Origin of the sequence: Pelagibius sp. Alg239-R121 (assembly GCF_947331435.1) — a bacterium.
Taxonomy (GTDB): Bacteria; Pseudomonadota; Alphaproteobacteria; order Kiloniellales; family Kiloniellaceae; genus Denitrobaculum.
The window spans coordinates 288777-306063 of sequence record NZ_CAMZOF010000001.1 but is presented as its reverse complement, the minus strand read 5'-3'; the positions used below and the strand labels follow the sequence as shown (position 1 = coordinate 306063).

General features: G+C 56.4%; 15 protein-coding genes. 5 read left to right on the top strand and 10 right to left on the bottom strand.

Features of this window, described 5'->3' with window-relative positions; genetic code table 11:
* Window positions 1-2: 2 nt before the first annotated feature.
* From QMZ18_RS01335 to QMZ18_RS01315, 5 genes are all read right to left on the bottom strand, one after another.
* Window positions 3-410 carry a PTS sugar transporter subunit IIA gene (locus QMZ18_RS01335; protein ID WP_282604426.1) on the bottom strand — a complete coding sequence of 136 codons (408 nt, stop codon included), beginning with the start codon at window positions 408-410 and terminating at the stop codon, window positions 3-5.
* Between the two features lie 30 nt (window positions 411-440).
* On the bottom strand, window positions 441-1355 hold the full coding sequence (rapZ, locus tag QMZ18_RS01330) for an RNase adapter RapZ (RefSeq protein WP_282604425.1): 915 nt from the start codon (window positions 1353-1355) through the stop codon (window positions 441-443).
* Between the two features lie 75 nt (window positions 1356-1430).
* Window positions 1431-1931 carry an HPr kinase/phosphorylase gene (locus QMZ18_RS01325; protein WP_282604424.1) on the bottom strand — a complete coding sequence of 167 codons (501 nt, stop codon included), beginning with the start codon at window positions 1929-1931 and terminating at the stop codon, window positions 1431-1433.
* 4 nt (window positions 1932-1935) lie between these two features.
* Window positions 1936-3744, bottom strand: a complete 1809-nt coding sequence (locus QMZ18_RS01320) for a stimulus-sensing domain-containing protein (RefSeq protein ID WP_282604423.1) — start codon at window positions 3742-3744, stop codon at window positions 1936-1938.
* The gene (locus tag QMZ18_RS01315; RefSeq protein WP_322097159.1) at window positions 3741-4442 is read right to left on the bottom strand and encodes a response regulator transcription factor; all 702 of its coding nucleotides are present in this window, start codon (window positions 4440-4442) and stop codon (window positions 3741-3743) included. The genes QMZ18_RS01320 and QMZ18_RS01315 overlap by 4 nt, the downstream gene beginning before the upstream one ends.
* Window positions 4443-4885: 443 nt before the next feature.
* On the opposite strand from QMZ18_RS01315, the gene QMZ18_RS01310 reads away from it, so the two are divergent.
* The 3 genes from QMZ18_RS01310 (at window position 4886) to QMZ18_RS01300 (ending at window position 8926) form a co-directional block, all read left to right on the top strand.
* Window positions 4886-6865 (top strand): acyltransferase family protein, encoded by a 1980-nt coding sequence (locus QMZ18_RS01310; protein WP_282604421.1) that lies wholly within the window; start codon window positions 4886-4888, stop codon window positions 6863-6865.
* A gap of 114 nt (window positions 6866-6979) precedes the next feature.
* Entirely contained in the window at window positions 6980-7999 is a 1020-nt protein-coding gene (locus QMZ18_RS01305; RefSeq protein WP_282604420.1) for an NAD(P)/FAD-dependent oxidoreductase, read from the top strand.
* Window positions 8000-8143: 144 nt separating this feature from the next.
* On the top strand, window positions 8144-8926 hold the full coding sequence (locus tag QMZ18_RS01300) for a HugZ family protein (RefSeq protein WP_282604419.1): 783 nt from the start codon (window positions 8144-8146) through the stop codon (window positions 8924-8926).
* Between the two features lie 261 nt (window positions 8927-9187).
* On the opposite strand, the gene QMZ18_RS01295 is transcribed toward QMZ18_RS01300, so the two are convergent.
* From QMZ18_RS01295 to QMZ18_RS01280, 4 genes are all read right to left on the bottom strand, one after another.
* Window positions 9188-9715 carry a hypothetical protein gene (locus tag QMZ18_RS01295; protein WP_282604418.1) on the bottom strand — a complete coding sequence of 176 codons (528 nt, stop codon included), beginning with the start codon at window positions 9713-9715 and terminating at the stop codon, window positions 9188-9190.
* A 20-nt stretch (window positions 9716-9735) separates the two neighbouring features.
* Window positions 9736-9972, bottom strand: coding sequence for a helix-turn-helix transcriptional regulator (locus tag QMZ18_RS01290; RefSeq protein WP_282604417.1), 237 nt, complete (start codon window positions 9970-9972; stop codon window positions 9736-9738).
* Window positions 9973-9995: 23 nt separating this feature from the next.
* Window positions 9996-10622 (bottom strand): DUF2975 domain-containing protein, encoded by a 627-nt coding sequence (locus tag QMZ18_RS01285; RefSeq protein WP_282604416.1) that lies wholly within the window; start codon window positions 10620-10622, stop codon window positions 9996-9998.
* A gap of 399 nt (window positions 10623-11021) precedes the next feature.
* Window positions 11022-11678, bottom strand: coding sequence for a hypothetical protein (locus tag QMZ18_RS01280; protein ID WP_282604415.1), 657 nt, complete (start codon window positions 11676-11678; stop codon window positions 11022-11024).
* Between the two features lie 335 nt (window positions 11679-12013).
* Here QMZ18_RS01280 and QMZ18_RS01275 point away from each other — a divergent pair, with 335 nt between their 5' ends.
* Together QMZ18_RS01275 and QMZ18_RS01270 are read left to right on the top strand one after the other, a co-directional pair.
* Complete coding sequence (locus tag QMZ18_RS01275; protein WP_282604414.1) at window positions 12014-13621, top strand: phosphoenolpyruvate carboxykinase; 1608 nt, start codon at window positions 12014-12016, stop codon at window positions 13619-13621.
* Between the two features lie 339 nt (window positions 13622-13960).
* Entirely contained in the window at window positions 13961-14203 is a 243-nt protein-coding gene (locus QMZ18_RS01270; protein WP_282604413.1) for a hypothetical protein, read from the top strand.
* A 205-nt stretch (window positions 14204-14408) separates the two neighbouring features.
* Here the strand turns inward: QMZ18_RS01270 and polA are convergent, their stop codons facing one another.
* Window positions 14409-17216 (bottom strand): DNA polymerase I, encoded by a 2808-nt coding sequence (polA, locus tag QMZ18_RS01265; protein WP_282604412.1) that lies wholly within the window; start codon window positions 17214-17216, stop codon window positions 14409-14411.
* Between the last annotated feature and the right edge of the window lie 71 nt (window positions 17217-17287).

Below are 17287 nucleotides of genomic sequence, written 5' to 3'. Positions count from 1 at the left end.
ATTCACGACTGCTCGTTGGTCAGGAGTTGCGAAGCAACATTAATGTATTTGCGCCCGGCGTCCTGTGCCTCTTTGACTGCGGCATTCATATCGTGGGTTTCGCGCAAACTGGCCAGCTTGATCAGCATCGGCAGATTGATGCCGGCAATGACCTCGACTTCGCCGTAATCAAGCACAGAGATCGCCAGGTTCGATGGTGTTCCCCCGAACATGTCTGTCAACAGCACGACACCTTTGCCCTGATCAACCTTTTTGACGCTCTCTATGATGTCCTGGCGCCGCTGCTCCATGTCGTCTTCAGCGCCGATACAGATGCAGGCGAGGTTTGGCTGTGGCCCGACCACATGTTCAAGCGCATCGGCAAACTCTTCGGCGAGCCGCCCATGTGTGACCAAAACCATTCCGATCATTGTTCGTCCTTCAGTCTCATGCGGGCTGCCTCATGCGGGCGTTTTCGTTGTTTCCGGCTTGGTGCCGGAAGGAGGATTCGCGGCCCGTTCTCTTTGTGATTCTCTGTCAATATCCCTGTGCATCAGGCTCACATTGCCCCAGTGATCCGTCAACCAGTCCGATAGCCGCTCCGCCAGGGCGACGGAGCGGTGCCGCCCACCTGTGCAACCAAAAGCGATGGTCAGGTAGCTCTTTCCCTCGCTCTCGTAACGCGGTAGCAGCGGTTTCAGCATCGCCGTTAGCTCCTTGAAGAAGGGCTGAAAAGCGGAATCCGCGGCAATGTAGTCGACAACGGCCTTATCCCGGCCTGACTGGGGCCTGAGATCCGGCACGTAGTGCGGGTTCGTCAAGAACCTCACATCGAAGACCAGATCCGCCTCCCGCGGCAGACCAAGCCGGTAGGAGAAGGAAGTGACGAAAATCGCCATGCCGGATGCTTCGGACAGGCCGAGCTGGCCGATGATTTGTTGGCGAAGGCCGCCAAGTGTCAAACTGGAGGTGTCGATGACATGGTCCGCTCTACTGCGTAGCGGAAACACCAAACGCCGCTCCGCCACGATGCCGTCATGCAAAGGCCGATCCTGGGCCAGGGGATGGCGACGACGGGTCTCGGTAAAGCGACGGCTCAGCACCTCGTCGTCGCAATCCAGGAAAACCAGTTTCAGATCAAGATCTTGACGGCGTTCCAGTTTATCCAGCTGCTGCAAAAACGGCTCGACGGCGAAGTTGCGTGTACGGATATCAACGCCAACGGCGACGGCACGTTCGGCACTGCCCTCGTCGATCATTGTTTCCAGAAGATTCAAGGGCAGATTATCGATAGCCTCGTAACCGACGTCCTCGAGAACGCTAAGGGCCGAAGAGCGACCTGCACCGGACAGGCCGGTGATAAGAACAACAGGCAATGGAGGCGTCTCTTGAGACATCCGATTTCGTCACATTCAAAAAAAGACGAGATCGACATGATTGCGCCGAGTCTCTTAATCCTGATCCATAATAAACCCGCTCATCTCCCGCACGGCAAGCCGCAGCTTTACTGTCGCGGAGACTTCGAAGGGATAAAGTTGGAGGCTGGGGAGGGAAATGCCCAGGAACCTGCGGGTCTCGGGCTCCGGCAGGCGTTCGATCTTAGCAGCTTCCACGAGGTCAAAACAGGCGCCCAAGAGCGCCCTCTCTTGATACGGCACCTCGACAATGCCCAAACCCCGTACTTCCATCCGCCCCGCAAGGGTCTCTGGCGGGGCCGCCCAAAGCCTGCCGTCGCGCAGCGAAACACGGGTCTGATCGTCCGAAACAAGGACTGCGCCCTGATCAATGAGCCGTAGCGCCAAATCGGATTTACCGGCGCCGGAGGGTCCGGATAGCAAAACGCCCAAAGTCTTGTCTGCATTGCCCGAAAACGACACACAGGTAGCATGTAAGAGTATCGAATAGGTGAGGGTATCCGCTGCGACATCAACGTCGGCATCCCTATCTTCCACTGCTTTAAGCCTCCTCAGCAGGCAGCGTGATCTTGAAGCAGGTGCCTGTGACTTCGCCCGAGCCATTGTAACGGTTTTGCGCGACGATCTTGCCTCCGTGCGCATCGACAATCTGTTTCGAGATACTCAAACCCAGGCCCGAATGGGTGCCGAATTTCTCGGATTTCGGGCGTTCGGTATAAAAGCGGTCGAAAACAGCTTCCAGTTTGCCTTCTGGAACGCCGGGACCTTCGTCTGAGATGGAAAGCACGATGTCATTGTCATTGCGTTCGGCATGCAATCTGATCAGGCCGTCCGGTGGGCTGAAGGTGATCGCATTGCTGATCAGATTGCGCAGAACCTGACCTAGACGCCCCTCGATTCCCTGCACAACGAGCGGCCGATTGTCGGAGACTTCAACTTGAAAACGGGGGCCACCTTCGCTTGCAGTGGCACGATGGACCTCGACCAGGGCGTCGAGCAGCCGGCCGACATCGACCGATTCGGTGTGGGCGCGTGACAGTTCGGCGTCCAGGCGGGAAGCGTCGGATATATCCGAGATCAGGCGGTCCAGACGCTGCACGTCGTCCAGAATAATGGCCATTAAGCGCTTTTGCTGCGAGGGGTCCTCGATGCGTGCCACGGTTTCGACTGCACTGCGCAGCGATGTCAGCGGGTTTTTGATTTCATGTGCGACATCTGCGGCAAATCCCTCGATAGCGTCCAGCCGGTTCCACATGGCCTCGGTCATGTCGCGCAATGCGCCGGACAATTCCCCTATTTCGTCGCGGCGAGAGGTAAAGTCCGGGATTTCGTACTGACGTCCCTTGCCGTAGCGCACGCGATCGGCAGCTTCCGCGAGACGGACAAGGGGCCGCGCGATATTGCCTGCAAGATAGAGTGAAATGAGGATGGTCATGCCGAGGGCCACGCCACAGACCATCAGAATGTCGATCCGCCGGTCTCTTACCGCAGCTTCGATGCTGCTTCCGCCCGTCGAGAGCATCAACGCACCGAGAATGCGGCGGTAACGCTGGACCGGAACGGCTACGGAGAGCACCAGGTGGGACGACCGGTCCTGGCGCACCATTCCAGGGCTGTCCCCCTTCAGTGCCTTCTCAACCTCCATATAGTCGTCGGAATGTTGCTTGGAGGCTTCAGTGTAGAGCTCGAAATTGTCCTGACCGGGCAGCCAGTTCACAAGCCGATCAAGGTGGCGGCCCATCCAAGTCATGGGGATGCCGTCTTCGGGGGGCGGCAGCTCGATCATCTGTACCTGACCACCGGGTCCGCTCAAAACATAGCTGTCCGCCAGAATTCCGCCGGTTTCGGCAAAAAGCCGGGCTCTGACCCCGGTTTCCGCCAGCAGGACGCGCATGAGGCTGCGGGCCTGGTCCGGCACCAGCTGTTCTTCGCCGACCTGCGCGGTCACCACTGCACTGTTGGCCAGGCTCAAGGAAAAGGCGCGTGCCTGGATTCGCAGAGAGTCGAGCTCCGAGCCGATCAGGGAGCTCTGGTATTGAGTGAGATGCAGCAGACCGAAAACAGGAATCAGAAGCACTAGTGTATTGAGCGCCAAAATCCGGCGCGTCAGCGGTGACCGCCACGACCTGCGCCAACGCCTCTTGGCGACGGGCGGGCTGGCCGCTTCGGACATCGCAGTCAGGGGTGAGGGAACGGGAGACGGTGTTTCTTCCGCATCGTGAGACTGACTGACCTTCTCAAGCTTTTTGCGTGACCGGGCCGGCACCACCAATTGCGTCGGTCTTGCCCGACGATCGCTATCGATGGTTACACGTCGGTTTCCGACACTCCCGGCCCGTCGGTCCGTCACTGTTCGCGGTACCGATACCCCACGCCATAGAGCGTCTCGATCTGCGCGAAGTCGTCGTCGGCATCCTTGAATTTTTTTCGTAAGCGTTTGATATGGCTATCAATTGTTCGGTCATCGACATAGATCGAATCGCCGTAAGCCGCATCCATAAGCTGATCGCGGTTCTTCACGTGGCCGGGGCGCTGGGCGAGGGCCTTCAGGATCAGGAATTCCGTCACCGTCAGATTGACCGGTTCGCTCTTCCAGGTGCAGAGATGGCGGGCAGGATCCAGCATCAGGTCGCCGCGCACCAGGGGTGGTTCGACGCCTTCCTGTTCCGAATCGTCCTGCGCCGCGCGTTCACGCCGCAGAAGGGCGCGGATACGTTCGATCAGAAGACGCTGGGAGAAGGGTTTGGTGATGTAGTCGTCCGCACCCATGCGCAGTCCCAGGACTTCATCGATCTCGTCGTCTTTCGAAGTTAGAAAGATGACGGGTACGTTGGAATTCTGGCGCAGGCGACCAAGCAGTTCCATGCCGTCCATACGTGGCATCTTGATATCAAGCACGGCCAGATCTACCGGATTGGCGGCCAAACCGCGCATGGCTTCCGTACCGTCGTTATAGGTGCGCACCTTGAATCCCTCGGCCTCGAGAGCGATCGAGACCGAAGTAAGGATGTTGCGGTCGTCGTCGACCAGGGCAATTGTCGGCTGCATCATCGTCTTTCTTTATAGTGTTTTTCGCCCACGGGGAACAACTTGCACTTAACCGGGGCATTTCTGTGGCTTTCAGTGTCTCACTAATCGCCACACTGTGGCGTTTTTGGGGCAACTGTTGGGCGCAACGGGGATCATTGGTAAAACCGATCCGGCAGCTGACCCCTGTTAAATTCTCCTAACGGCAGATAATTCAAGTTATTCCTGCAGCAAAGTAGCGCTCGCCGGCGCATCCAAATCGTAGAATTCAGAGCGCTCGCTTATTAAAACAGACCCGTGACCTATCACAGTTTTGACGCAGGCCGGCTGCAGGCGCCCCTGCTATTTATTCTTTGAAATCAAAAAGCTACATCTGCAATCGTCATTAACCGAGGACGACCGGCGCTGGATCCGACTGTCTGGCGCGGTTCAGGGAACGTTTTGGGTCGAGGAACGTAAATTCCATGACGGACTATCGACCTGACATCGATGGATTGCGTGCTATTGCCGTCCTCTCGGTTATTGTCTTTCATATCGACAAGGAACTTCTGCCGGGAGGGTTCGTCGGCGTCGATATCTTTTTTGTAATCTCGGGATTTCTGATCACCCGAAACATAGTGACGGGCATCACGGACGGCAGCTTTTCGATCCTCGAGTTCTATCACCGGCGTGTGAAGCGAATTGCACCGGCTTTGCTGCTCGTGGTCTTTACGACCCTTGTGTTTGCTCAGTTCTGGCTGCTGCCGGAAGACGCTGAACGCACTGCTGACTCTGCCCTTTGGTCTTTGTTTTCGCTATCGAATTTTTATTTCTGGCTGAATTTGGACACTGGCTACTTCGCGGAAGCAAGCAATGAGCTTCCTCTTCTGCATCTCTGGTCGCTGGGAGTTGAAGAGCAGTTCTATCTTATGTGGCCGCTTTTCCTAATGTTGTTCTACCGGTTTTGCCGCGTCCGTATTCTTTTCATAGCGTTGTTGTGTGTGGCGCTATCGTCGTTCGTTTACGCCGAACACGTATTCGTCGATGACCCGTCCTTTGCCTACTACATGCTTCCGACTCGGGCGGGAGAGTTACTTTCTGGCGCCCTAGTGGCGATCGCGGTTCTGAACCAGGCCGAGCGCGCTGTTTCGTCTCAGGTGATCGTGCCTTTGGGGTGGATCGGCGCCGTTCTTGTCGTGGGAAGCCTGGTCGGTTTAAGCGAAAAAGACGTTTTCCCGGGCCTCTACGCCATTCCCCCGTCCCTGGGGACGGCAGCGATCATTTTTTCCGGGCATTGTCAGAACGATTTTCTGCGCCGCTCGCTGAGCATCAGACCCCTTGTTGCCATCGGCCTCATTTCCTATTCGGCTTACCTCTGGCATTGGCCTCTGCTCGCGTTCCTGCATTATGGCTATAATGAAATCACGCCGATTACAGGGGCTGCGGCATTGTGCGGCACTTTGGCGCTTGCCTGGATGACCTATCGTTTTGTCGAGCAGCCAGCACGCCGGTCGCGGTCGCGGGCGGTCACCGTGTTTTTCCAGCAATACATTGCGCCGGCAGGGTTGATCGCTTGTCTAGGTCTGGGTGCCATGTATCTCGACGGCTTCGGGTTACGGTCCCTGTCGGGAAGTTATCCGACGGAGTTGCATAAGATCAGAGCCCAGAAAACGCGCAGCTTCAATTACAGCTATGTTTGCCAGGAAAAGCGGCTGGCCAGGGGCGATTTGCAGAACGACGACTGTATTCTGGGCCCCAGCTTCGCCGACGATGCGAACGTCATTCTGTGGGGCGATTCCAACGCCAGCCACTACGTGGGGATGCTTGCCAGCTTTGCGCGGGAAGCCGGCTTTAAATTTCGAAACGTTGCGGTCGGCGCCTGCCCGGGGATTGACGGCGATCCGAAGCCCTTTGTCGCGGCGAACAGACTGTCGGACTGCCGGTTGTCGCTTAATATTGTTCGACCGCGGCTCGAAGCCTTTGACGTTGTCATTCTGTCCTCTTCCTGGTCCAGCTACCGGGGTCGATCAGACAGGCTTATACAAGCAGCAATGAAGACCGCTGAAAGGCTCGCGCGGATGGAGAAGCTGGTCATCCTGCTCGGGAAAGTTCCGACGATTGCGAGATTTGATCACCGATGTCTCGAAAAATCACTCTCGATACCTTTTCTCGATTGTCCCAACCCCAACAACCCGGTCGCGGATGAGATAACGGATGTGAATGGCCGGCTCCGCGCCTTTGCCGCGAAACATCAGAATGTCGCTTATTTCGATGCAACGCCCTACCTCTGCCCCAAAGGTCAGTGCGCCGCGTTCGATAAGAACGGCTTAAGGCAGTATCGTGATTTCGCACATATAACGATGAGCGCATCCTGGAACCTGGGTCAGAAGATACTGCGGCATCAGGGGCTTCCGTTGCCATTTGCCCTGATCAAACACAAGTCGCATCAGATGGCTGAAGACTGACCTGAAGCGGCATCCATGTTTTTTGATTGGTCTTGAAGCGCGACGGTACCTTAATTTTGTGAGACGCATTTTCCTCTATGGTCTTTGGCGCTTGACGGCGCTAAAGATGGCGCCATGACCAAGGACATCCAAACCACTGATGTTGCAATTATCGGCGCCGGACCGGTCGGGCTCTTCGCAGTGTTCGAATGCGGTATGCTGAAGATGCGCTGCCATGTTATCGATTCTCTTGAAGGTATCGGTGGCCAGTGTACGGCGCTCTATCCCGAAAAACCCATCTACGACATTCCCGGCTACCCCTGCGTTCATGCAGCCGAACTGATCGATCAATTGGAAACACAGGCGGCGCCGTTCGATCCGGTTTACCAGTTGGCGCAACAGGTCGACAGTTTGGTTCCCAACGGCGACGGCCGTTGGCTTCTGGAAACCAGTAACGGCACCCGTATCGATGCCAAGGCGGTCGTGATTGCTGCAGGTGCCGGTGCCTTTGGCCCCAACCGCCCCCCTCTGGAGGGGTTGGAAGACTACGAAGGCAAGTCGATCTTTTATATGGTCAGGCGGCGCGAGGACTTACGCGGCCGTCGGATCGTGATCGCCGGTGGCGGCGATTCAGCCGTAGACTGGGCACTGTCACTCTCTGATGTGGCCGAAAAAGTCTATGTCGTGCACCGCCGTGACCGCTTTCGCGCCGCGCCGGAAAGCGTGGCGCGGCTGCATGCGCTAGCGGAGACGTCAAAACTGGATCTTGTCGTTCCCTATCAATTGAGCGGACTCGACGGCAGCGACGGTAAGCTTTCCGCGGTCCGTGTTTCAACGTTGGACGGTGAGGAACGAAGCCTTGAGGCGGACATCCTCTTGCCTTTCTATGGCTTGGCAACGTCCCTCGGTCCGATTGCAGGCTGGGGGTTGAATGCTGAACGAAACCATATTCTGGTGGATCCTGCATCGAGTCAGACCAACCAGCCGGGTATCTTCGCGATCGGTGATGTATCGACCTACAACGGAAAACTGAAGCTGATCCTGACCGGCTTTTCCGAGGCGGCAATGGCAGCACATGCGATTCATCCGCTGGTCTATCCGGAGCAGGAACTGCATTTCGAGTACTCGACGTCAAAGGGCGTGCCGATCGGCTAGATATCATTTGTTCGTCAAGTTTGACCTGCTCTAGGTATGTGAAAAAGAGGCTGATTCAGGTTATCGCTTATTCAGTGGAAGAGATCAGACTCCAGAGCGTGCCCCGTCCAAACGTCGGAAAGCCGAGGTCGTGAAAGGAATTCTATGCCGAGTCAGGATGCGAGCGAGCAGCCGACACCAGCCGGTGCCGTAATACGCGGTCTCATGCGATCTGCGCCCCAGGTCAGTGTCTCTACCGCGCTGGCGCGTGATGGATCTGGGCGACCCTATGTTTCCTTGGCACTGGTGGCGCTGGACCACGATGCCAGCCCGTTGCTGCTGCTCTCGGATCTTGCAGATCATACCGCCAATCTAAAGGCCCGGCCGGAACTTGCATTGCTGTTCGACGGAACCGGAAGCTACCGGGACCCTCTAGCCGGGCCGCGTGCATCGGTTCTCGGCAATGCCGAAGTAGTGAAAGACCGGCGTCTCCTGAACCGCTTTATGCGTCGCCATCCAAGTTCTGAACTTTACGCCGGCTTCAAGGATTTCAATCTCTATCGCTTACAGATTGAGTCTGCACACCTGGTCGCAGGGTTCGGGCAAATTCACTGGGTGGAAGCGGCAGATGTCCTCTTGGACGTCACTCGAGCCACGAAGCTGGCCAGCGCCGAAGAGGACATCGTGTCGCACATGAACCAGGATCACGCAGACGCTGTCGCCTTGATTGCGGCCCGGATTGCCTCTCCGCTTGCCGGGCGTCAGGGAGGCGGCGATGAACCAGCGTGGGTTTTGACCGGTGTTGATCCGGAAGGCTGTGACTTGCGCTGTCACAGCCTTCTTGCACGGGCAGATTTTGACAAGAGTGTTACAGACGCCGAAACGGCGAGGGTCGAACTCGTGCGCTTGACAAAGCGCGCCAGACAGCAGGAAGACGCGCCCTCCTAAGAGACGGCCGTTCTTGGCAGAAATGGCCGAGAACGAGGTGCAACCAGTCGTTAATAGTATAATGGACGATCCAGGGTCTTGATCAACTCGATCAAAACTGACCGGGCTCGAAAAGGCCATTTGATGTGCTTCACGATGGCGCTGCGCTGCGCTCCGGCCGTTTTTAGCAGTAGTGCGAAGCGTAATGTTCGCCAGAGTACGGCTCTTCCAAATCCTGGGTAACCGCAAAAGTGCGTTGCAGGTCCCGAGGAGACATCGGGCTTAGTCCAGGATAATGACTTCGTCATCGTCGTTCTCCAGGATGATCACACGGTTGGGCTCGCCGTAGACATAGATTTCTTCATCTTCGAAAGCAGCGTACTCCTCGACTATGACGGTCGTCCCGCTATCGTCGTAATAAAGGACTTCTGCCTCATCCGGCCAGTCATCCAGCAGGAGAACCCCGTCCTCGAAGTATACGGCATCGGCGACCGGCGCCGGCACGACAAGGACAGTTCGTGGTGCTGAGTCTTGATGTGTTTGGGCAATGGCAAGTTGCGTACGGCCCGAAGCATCAGCTTGAACTTTCCAGGCACCGCCGGGCTTTCGGCAGACCGTGCCATAGGCTTTTTCTTCCTTTCCGCCGATCATCACTTTGGTCTGGTATTCCCGGCAGTAATTTTCTTTGGCATCGGCGTCCGAAATCATGACGGCAACGGACAGCAGCGTGGCGAAAAAGCCGACCGAAAAGACCGAGACGAGAAAGCCAGTCTCCCAGCGGGGCAGGAGGTCGGAGAGGTTTGATTTCATGATGTACATCCTCAACAAAACTAGGTGTTTGCCGCGGCGTCTTTGTCGTCGCCGGCATTGGGTTCGAAGGCCAGGATGTCGCCGGGCTGGCAATCCAACGCGTCGCAGATCGCATCCAGTGTGGAAAAGCGGATCGCCCTGGCGCGTCCGGACTTCAGGATCGAAAGATTGGGCAAGGTGATGCCGATTTGTTCGGCGAGCTGGCTCAACTGCATCTTGCGTTGGGCCAGAACGACGTCGAGATTGACGATAATCATATCTGCTTCCTTGTGGCCTCGTGCTAGATCAGGTGGTCCATTTCGTCTTGGAGTTGGGCACCCTTTTCCATCACCCGGGCGATGAGCACGATCGCTACACCACCAAGTAAGAAAGGGAGAGGGAGTCGGATCTCACGAACCAGATCCCAATCGAGCTCGCGATCGACCTCTGTGGAGGCGGCCATGAATTCCTGCGTGATATAGAGGTCAAGCAGGCTGTCCAGGATTGCGATGCCGGCGGCAACACAGAACAACAGCCCGATATTGCGGATCCGCCGTGCGTTCATCTGCGAGAAAAGCTCTCCACGCTGATAGGCGGCAAACAGGCGCTCGAGCTGGAAGACCAGTAGAATGTAGAATGAAGCCGTGAGAAGAAGCTGGGTTACGAGTACCCACTCCAGCCGATCTTCAAACGCCTCGAGCAGGCGTTCTTCTTCGGCTGTTTCCTCCCCAGGCTGACCGGCTTCGCCGAACTCTCCCCCGTCGCCGGACACTACACCAAGATTGATGCCGTCGATCCCAAGCCAAACGGTTCCCTTGTCCATCACCAGGGCGAGCAACGTCGCGACAGCGATCACCCCGAGAAGGGCGAAGAGGCCCATCCGGATGCGATGACTGAAGCGACTGATTTGATGGTCTATCCCGTCCATCGTTTTCCTCATGCGTTGTGTGATTGGCATCTAGATATCTATAGGAAATCCGATAATCAATAGAAAATTATCGATAAACAATAAATTTTATTCGATAAAGGGAAAAATATTGCCGATTGTCGAGTGCGGAGAATTAGCGCATCGCCGCTATGGCTGACGCTGCTCAACTCCGGTGTTTAATTGGGAATTGAAACGCGCAGACCTGATGTTGCCACGGAGGCAATCTTGCCTGCCGGAAATTTCAGGAGGGAATTTGTGTGCGCAATGGAGATGGACCCGATTAATGCACGGGCCCAGCGAGGCATTAATTCATCGTGTGCATCAAGCGGTTGGTTCTCGATGTGTTCAATCAAGAACTTAATGCAATCCAGATTCTAAAAAATGCGTTGGTTCAGATATTTAACTGACCGACTCGATGATATCGCCACCTTCGAGCGGGATAATGCGTACCCGGCGTTCCGTCGTTCTCTCGGCATCCGCTTTATCAAGGCTGGTCTTCCGGCAATTGACAACGCCGACCAGGCCCTCGGGTTGACCGTTTTCGTCGAACAGCGGCAGCAGCAGGCGCTCTCCAAACCAGGGCCTTGGCCACTCATGGAACAGGCGGCCGGAAACGATGGAGATGGCCGGCAGTTCGACACAGGCGAGAAAGTAGGGCGCGACCCGTGGATAGGCTTCGGGTTCGACAATTTCGTGGAGGTATTTGCCGATCAGGCTTTCTGTGTAGCGGCTGGCAGCATCTTCACCGACTTCGCGGTAGTAGAGCCGGCGCTCCCGCGATTCGAAGTCCATTAGCCAGATATGGGAGAGAGCAGCACCGAGCTGCGCCGGATTAAGGTCTCTGCGACCAGGCGGCCGGGCGAGTTGTCCGAGACCCCGCCAATGATTGAGAAGGACCAGGGTTTCTTCGCAAAATACGAATTCTGCGGCTCGAACTGCCGCTTTCCGCCAGGAATCAGGCCTAGTTGGTCGCGCGTGCTCGCGACCGGGGAGCCGCCAATCACCGTAGGTATCTATCTCAACTACTCCCACTCCACCGAGGTCCAGAATTCGCATTTAATCATACATGGGTATGAAAAGTAAATTTGTAGAATCGATTCTATTTATTGATGTTTAAACAACTCTTTGTTGCGTTCACTTCTGGTGTTTCTTCGTTAATTTTATCTGAAAAGTATTATTTATACCGAAATCAAAAATGTTCAGCCGGTTGTACGATAGGGGTCGGTGGAATTTTTGCATTGTTAACTATGATACGGACTCGCATCCCTTTTCATTCTGCGTTACCTCTGTACAAACAAGCTGAGCTCTCTCTGTTTGCAGGCCACGAGGTCAAAATTAGCCTGCTGAATTGAAGAGGGTCGACAACATGGCCACGCAAAGGGAGACACGACGTGACCAACTTAGGCCCGGCCGTGAGCAGTCACGGCCTGGACAGGCATGCTGTCCGCAATTTCAACACTGCATATTGGAACCTGGATGCGCCGGCCCTTTACGAAATGTCGGTGCGGCGAGGTGACGGCGTTATTGCGCCGGGTGGTGCGCTGGTGGTGCGTACCGGTCACCACACAGGACGTTCGCCCAAAGACAAGTTCATCGTCGACGAGCCATCGACCAGCGGTGACATCTGGTGGGGTGACGTCAACGTTGCAATGAGCGCGGAGAACTACGCCCGCCTCTACAGCAAGGTACAGGCCCACTTTCAGAAGCGTGATCTCTTTGTTCAGGATGTTTATGCGGGTGCCGACAGCGATTATCGTCTACGTGCCCGTGTGGTTAGTGAAAGTCCCTGGCACAGTTTGTTTGCCCGCAACATGTTCATTCAGCCGGCGCTTGCTGAGCTGACCGATTTTGTTCCGGATTTCACGGTTCTGCATGCGCCTTTTCTTCATGCTGACCCGGCCACTGACGGCACGACTTCCGAGTGCTTCGTCGTTGTCAATTTTGCCGAGCGAGTCGTGTTGATAGGCGGCACCGTTTATGCAGGCGAGATCAAGAAGTCGATTTTCTCAATTCTGAACTATTTGCTGCCCGACCGGGATGTTCTGCCTATGCACTGTTCGGCTAACATTGGTCCGAGCGGGGATGCAGCGGTCTTTTTCGGTCTTTCGGGAACCGGCAAGACGACGATTTCGGCTGACGGCAGCCGTACCCTGGTGGGGGATGATGAGCATGGCTGGTCAAGCGGCGGCGTCTTCAACTTTGAAGGCGGCTGTTACGCCAAAGTTATCAATCTTTCGCAGGAAGCCGAACCTGAGATCTTCGCAACGACGCAGCGTTTCGGCACGGTGCTGGAAAACGTCGTGATGCATCCGGACAGCCGGCAACTTGATTTCAATGATGGGAGTCTTACCGAAAACACCCGCGCCAGCTATCCCATCGAGTTCATTCCCAACGTGTCTATGGATGGACGCGGGGGCCAGCCGCAGAACATCGTGATGCTGACAGCCGATGCCTTCGGCGTGCTGCCTCCCATCAGTGAGCTGTCAGCCGAACAGGCCATGTACCATTTCCTTTCGGGCTATACGGCGCGTGTTGCGGGGACTGAAAAGGGCGTCACAGAGCCCAAAGCGACCTTTTCGACCTGTTTTGGGGCCCCTTTCATGCCGCGGCATCCTTCGGTCTACGCCCGCATGCTGGGTGAAAAGATCAAAACCAGCGGCGCCAAGTGCTGGCTGGTCAACACTGGCTGGACGGGTGGTGCCTACGGTACCGGCCAGCGTATGAGTATCGCTCATACCCGGGCCATGGTGAGGGCTGCACTGGACGGTAAGCTGGCGGGCGTGAACACGGCCAGGCATCCGGATTTCGGACTGTTGATCCCGCGGAACTGCCCAGATGTTCCGTCCGATGTGCTGGATCCGCGCCTGACCTGGGCGGACAAATCCTCTTATGACCAGACTGCGCGAGAACTGACCAAGCGCTTTGCCACGAACTTCAAGCAGTTCGAAGCCTATGTCGACGAAGATATCAAGGCTGCCGGTATTCACGAAGCCGCATGATGTGAAACCTTGCCATCAATGATGGCTGAATGCCTTTGGAACAACGGCCTCCGCATAGCGGGGGCCGTTCGTTTTTGGGTCATCGTCCTGATTCTCGAGGTTGTTCGCGCGGCCCGAAAGCGTCAATTCGTCCCAGATCATAGCTTACGCGGGTATCGGCTGATGTATCTCTCGTTTTATGAGAAATTTTATCAGCATTGCGATACATCCGTGACATCGTTGTGATATACTGGTTTCTCTCGGCTGCGAGGCGGTTTGTTAAGCTCACGTTAAGGTCTCAGGCGTTTATTGGGTGCTGTCGGAAGCGACACCAAACCCCGCGCTAAAGGATCGACGGACATGCAGCTCAGAGGCACAATAACTTCTTCCACCGCATTTTTTGCTTGGACCGGCCGGCTGATCGAAGGCACCGACCGCTTTTTCGAAGGTCTGCGTGAAGAGTTTCACGCGATTCACTTTCAGGAGCAGGACCGTGCATTTCTCGCCACGACAAAGGGTATGACCTACGCACCGCTCGAAGAAGCCTACTACGCCGATCACCCTAGTTATAGCGATTACGGCAGTCCGACGACGACCCACTAACGCCTTGCCTACCTAATCGCGACCGACAAACGACAAAGACATTTTCAGGCGGTTGGCAAAATAGCCGGAAAAACCGCAAAGCAGGTTTCCCTCCCCAGCCAGTGAAACCGAACGGCTTAACCCCGAAGCATTTTGCTCTGCTTCGGGGTTAAGCTTTTTTTGTGGTCAGACTCTGAAGTCTGATCATCTGCTACTGGAATAGACTCTAGTGGGCTTCGGCCCAATTGTTGGCGACGCCTGCATCGGCCACGAGCGGCACCGAAAGTTCGAGCACGGGATCGCAAGCCGTTTCCATGACTTCGCGCACAACGGCTGTGGTCTCCTCAATCTGCCCTTCGGGTACTTCGAACAGCAGTTCGTCGTGCACCTGCAGCAGCATTTTTGCGTCCAGGCCGGCCTGGCTCATGGCCCGCGGAACGCGGATCATGGCGCGCTTGATGATATCCGCGGCTGTACCCTGGATCGGTGCGTTTATGGCCGCGCGCTCGCCAAAATTCTTGCGCGCCGGGTTCTTTTCCCCGATCGCAGGGATGTGAATCTTTCGCCCGAAGAGGGTCGTCACGAAGCCTTGCTTCTTGCACTGCTCCTTTGCCCGATCCATATAGGCGCGGATTCCGGGGTAGCGCTCGAAATAGGCGGCAATGTAGTTCTTGGCATCATTCTGCGGAATGCGCAGGTTGTTTGCCAATCCGAAGGCCGAGATACCGTAGATAATGCCGAAGTTGATTGCCTTGGCCTGGCGCCGGATCATCGGATCCATACCCTCGACCGGCACACCGAAAACCTGGCTGGCTGTGATGGCGTGAATATCCTGGCCTTCCAGGAAGGCTTGCCGCAGGGATTCGACCTCGGCGATCTCCGCCGCGAGGCGCAATTCGATCTGGCTGTAATCGACCGATAGCAGTTTGCAGCCGTCTTCAGCCACGAAAGCTTCGCGGATCTTTCGGCCCTCCTCGGTGCGGATCGGGATGTTCTGGAGGTTTGGGTCGTTGGACGACAGCCGTCCGGTTGAGGCGATGGCTTGCGAGTAGGACGTATGGATCCGTCCGGTTTCCGGATTGATCTGTTCCTGAAGTGAGTCTGTGTAGGTGCTCTTGAGTTTGGCTAGCTGCCGCCAATCCAAAACCCGGGCAGGCAGGTCGTGGCCCTGGGCTGCCAGGCTTTCCAAGATGTCTGCCCCGGTGGCGTAGGCTCCACTTTTCCCCTTTTTGCCGCCCGGCAGGCTCATTTCATCGAAGAGGATCTCGCCGAGCTGTTTGGGGGAGCCGATGGTGAAGGGCCGTCCGGCCAGACCATGGATCTGGGTTTCCAGCTCTGCCAGCCGCTGGGCGAAATCGTTGGACATTCGACGCAGGACGTCACGGTCAACTTTGATGCCGGTGCGTTCCATGGTTGCCAAGACCGGCACGAGAGGGCGTTCGATCGTTTCGTAGACCGTGGCCATCTGGTCGGTGACCAGCCGGGGCTTCAGCAGGCGATGCAGACGCCCTGTGATATCTGCATCTTCGGCAGCGTAGTCCAGAGCCTTGTCGAGCGGTACCTTGTCGAAGGTGACCTGGGATTTGCCACTACCGGCGACGTCTTTAAACTTGATGGTGTCGTGGCCAAGATGCAGTTGGGCGAGATCGTCCATGCCGTGGCCATGTAGGCCGCCTTCGACCACATATGACAGCAGCATGGTGTCGTCGATCGGCGACATTTCGATGCCGCAGCGCGCCAGGACGATCATATCGTACTTGATGTTCTGGCCGACCTTGAGAATACCCGGATCCTCCAGCAACGGCTTGAGCAACGCGACGGCCTCATCCCGAGGAATCTGCTTAGGGGCGTCCGGCGCCTTATCCTGGGGCGCCGCGAGATCCAGTCCACCCTGGTCGGACTCAGCCGCTGCCGCAGCTTCGGGAGAGCGATGGCCGACTGGAATGTAGCAGGCTTTTCCGGATTTAACGGACAGACTGACTCCGACGAGTTCGGCGCTATGAGCATCCAGTGAGGTGGTTTCGGTATCGATGGTGACGATACCTTCCTTGTTGGCAGCCGCAATCCAGCTTTCCAATTCGGCGCGGGTTTGCACCAGTTCGTACTCTGCTTCGGACGGTTCCTCCTCCGGCGCAGCGACGACCCCAGCTGCATCATCGCTTCCCAGAATTTCACCCAGACGGGCGATGATCGATCGAAAACCGTTTTCTTCCAGGAAGGCACGTAGGACAATGCCGTCGGGATCATTGCGGTCAAAGCCGGCGAGGTCGTCGTCGACCGGTACGTCTCGTTTCAGTTCCACCAGGCGACGGCTCACACGCGCCAATTCAGCAAATTCAATCAGATTCTGGCGCCGTTTCGGCTGTTTGATTTCCTCGGCGCGGTTCAGCAGGGATTCCAGGTCGCCGTATTCATTGATCAATTGCGCGGCGGTTTTGATACCGATTCCGGGTACGCCGGGCACGTTGTCTACAGAGTCGCCAGCAAGAGCCTGAACATCGATCACCCTGTCCGGCTTGACGCCGAACTTTTCGAGCACCTGTTCTTCACCGATCGGGATGTTCTTCATGGGGTCGAGCAATTCGATCCCGGGCTCGACCAGCTGCATCAGATCCTTGTCCGACGACACGATCGTAACCTTTACGCCGGCGGCCTTGGCTTGCTGTGCGTAGGTTGCGATCAGATCGTCGGCTTCGTAGCCCTTCATCTCGATCGACGGCAGATTGAAAGCGCGCGTCGCTTCGCGAATCAAGGCAAACTGCGGGATCAGATCTTCCGGGACGTCCGGCCGCTGGGCCTTGTATTCCGGATAGAATTCGTTGCGGAAGGACTCTCGTCCCGCATCGAAGATTACCGCGAACCCATCTGAATCGTGGTCGTTCAGCAGCTTAATCAGCATGTTGGTGTAACCAAAGACCGCGTTGACGGGCGTGCCGTCGGGGCGGGACATGCGGGGGATCCCAAAAAACGCCCGGAAGATGTAGCCGGAACCGTCGATCAGGTAGATGTGATTGAAGGGAATCGAGTTGTTCATGGCGGGGAGAATGCCGGAGAAGCGCAGGTCCGTCCAGTAAGCTTAGAGACGGGTTTGTGCAAAGTTTAACG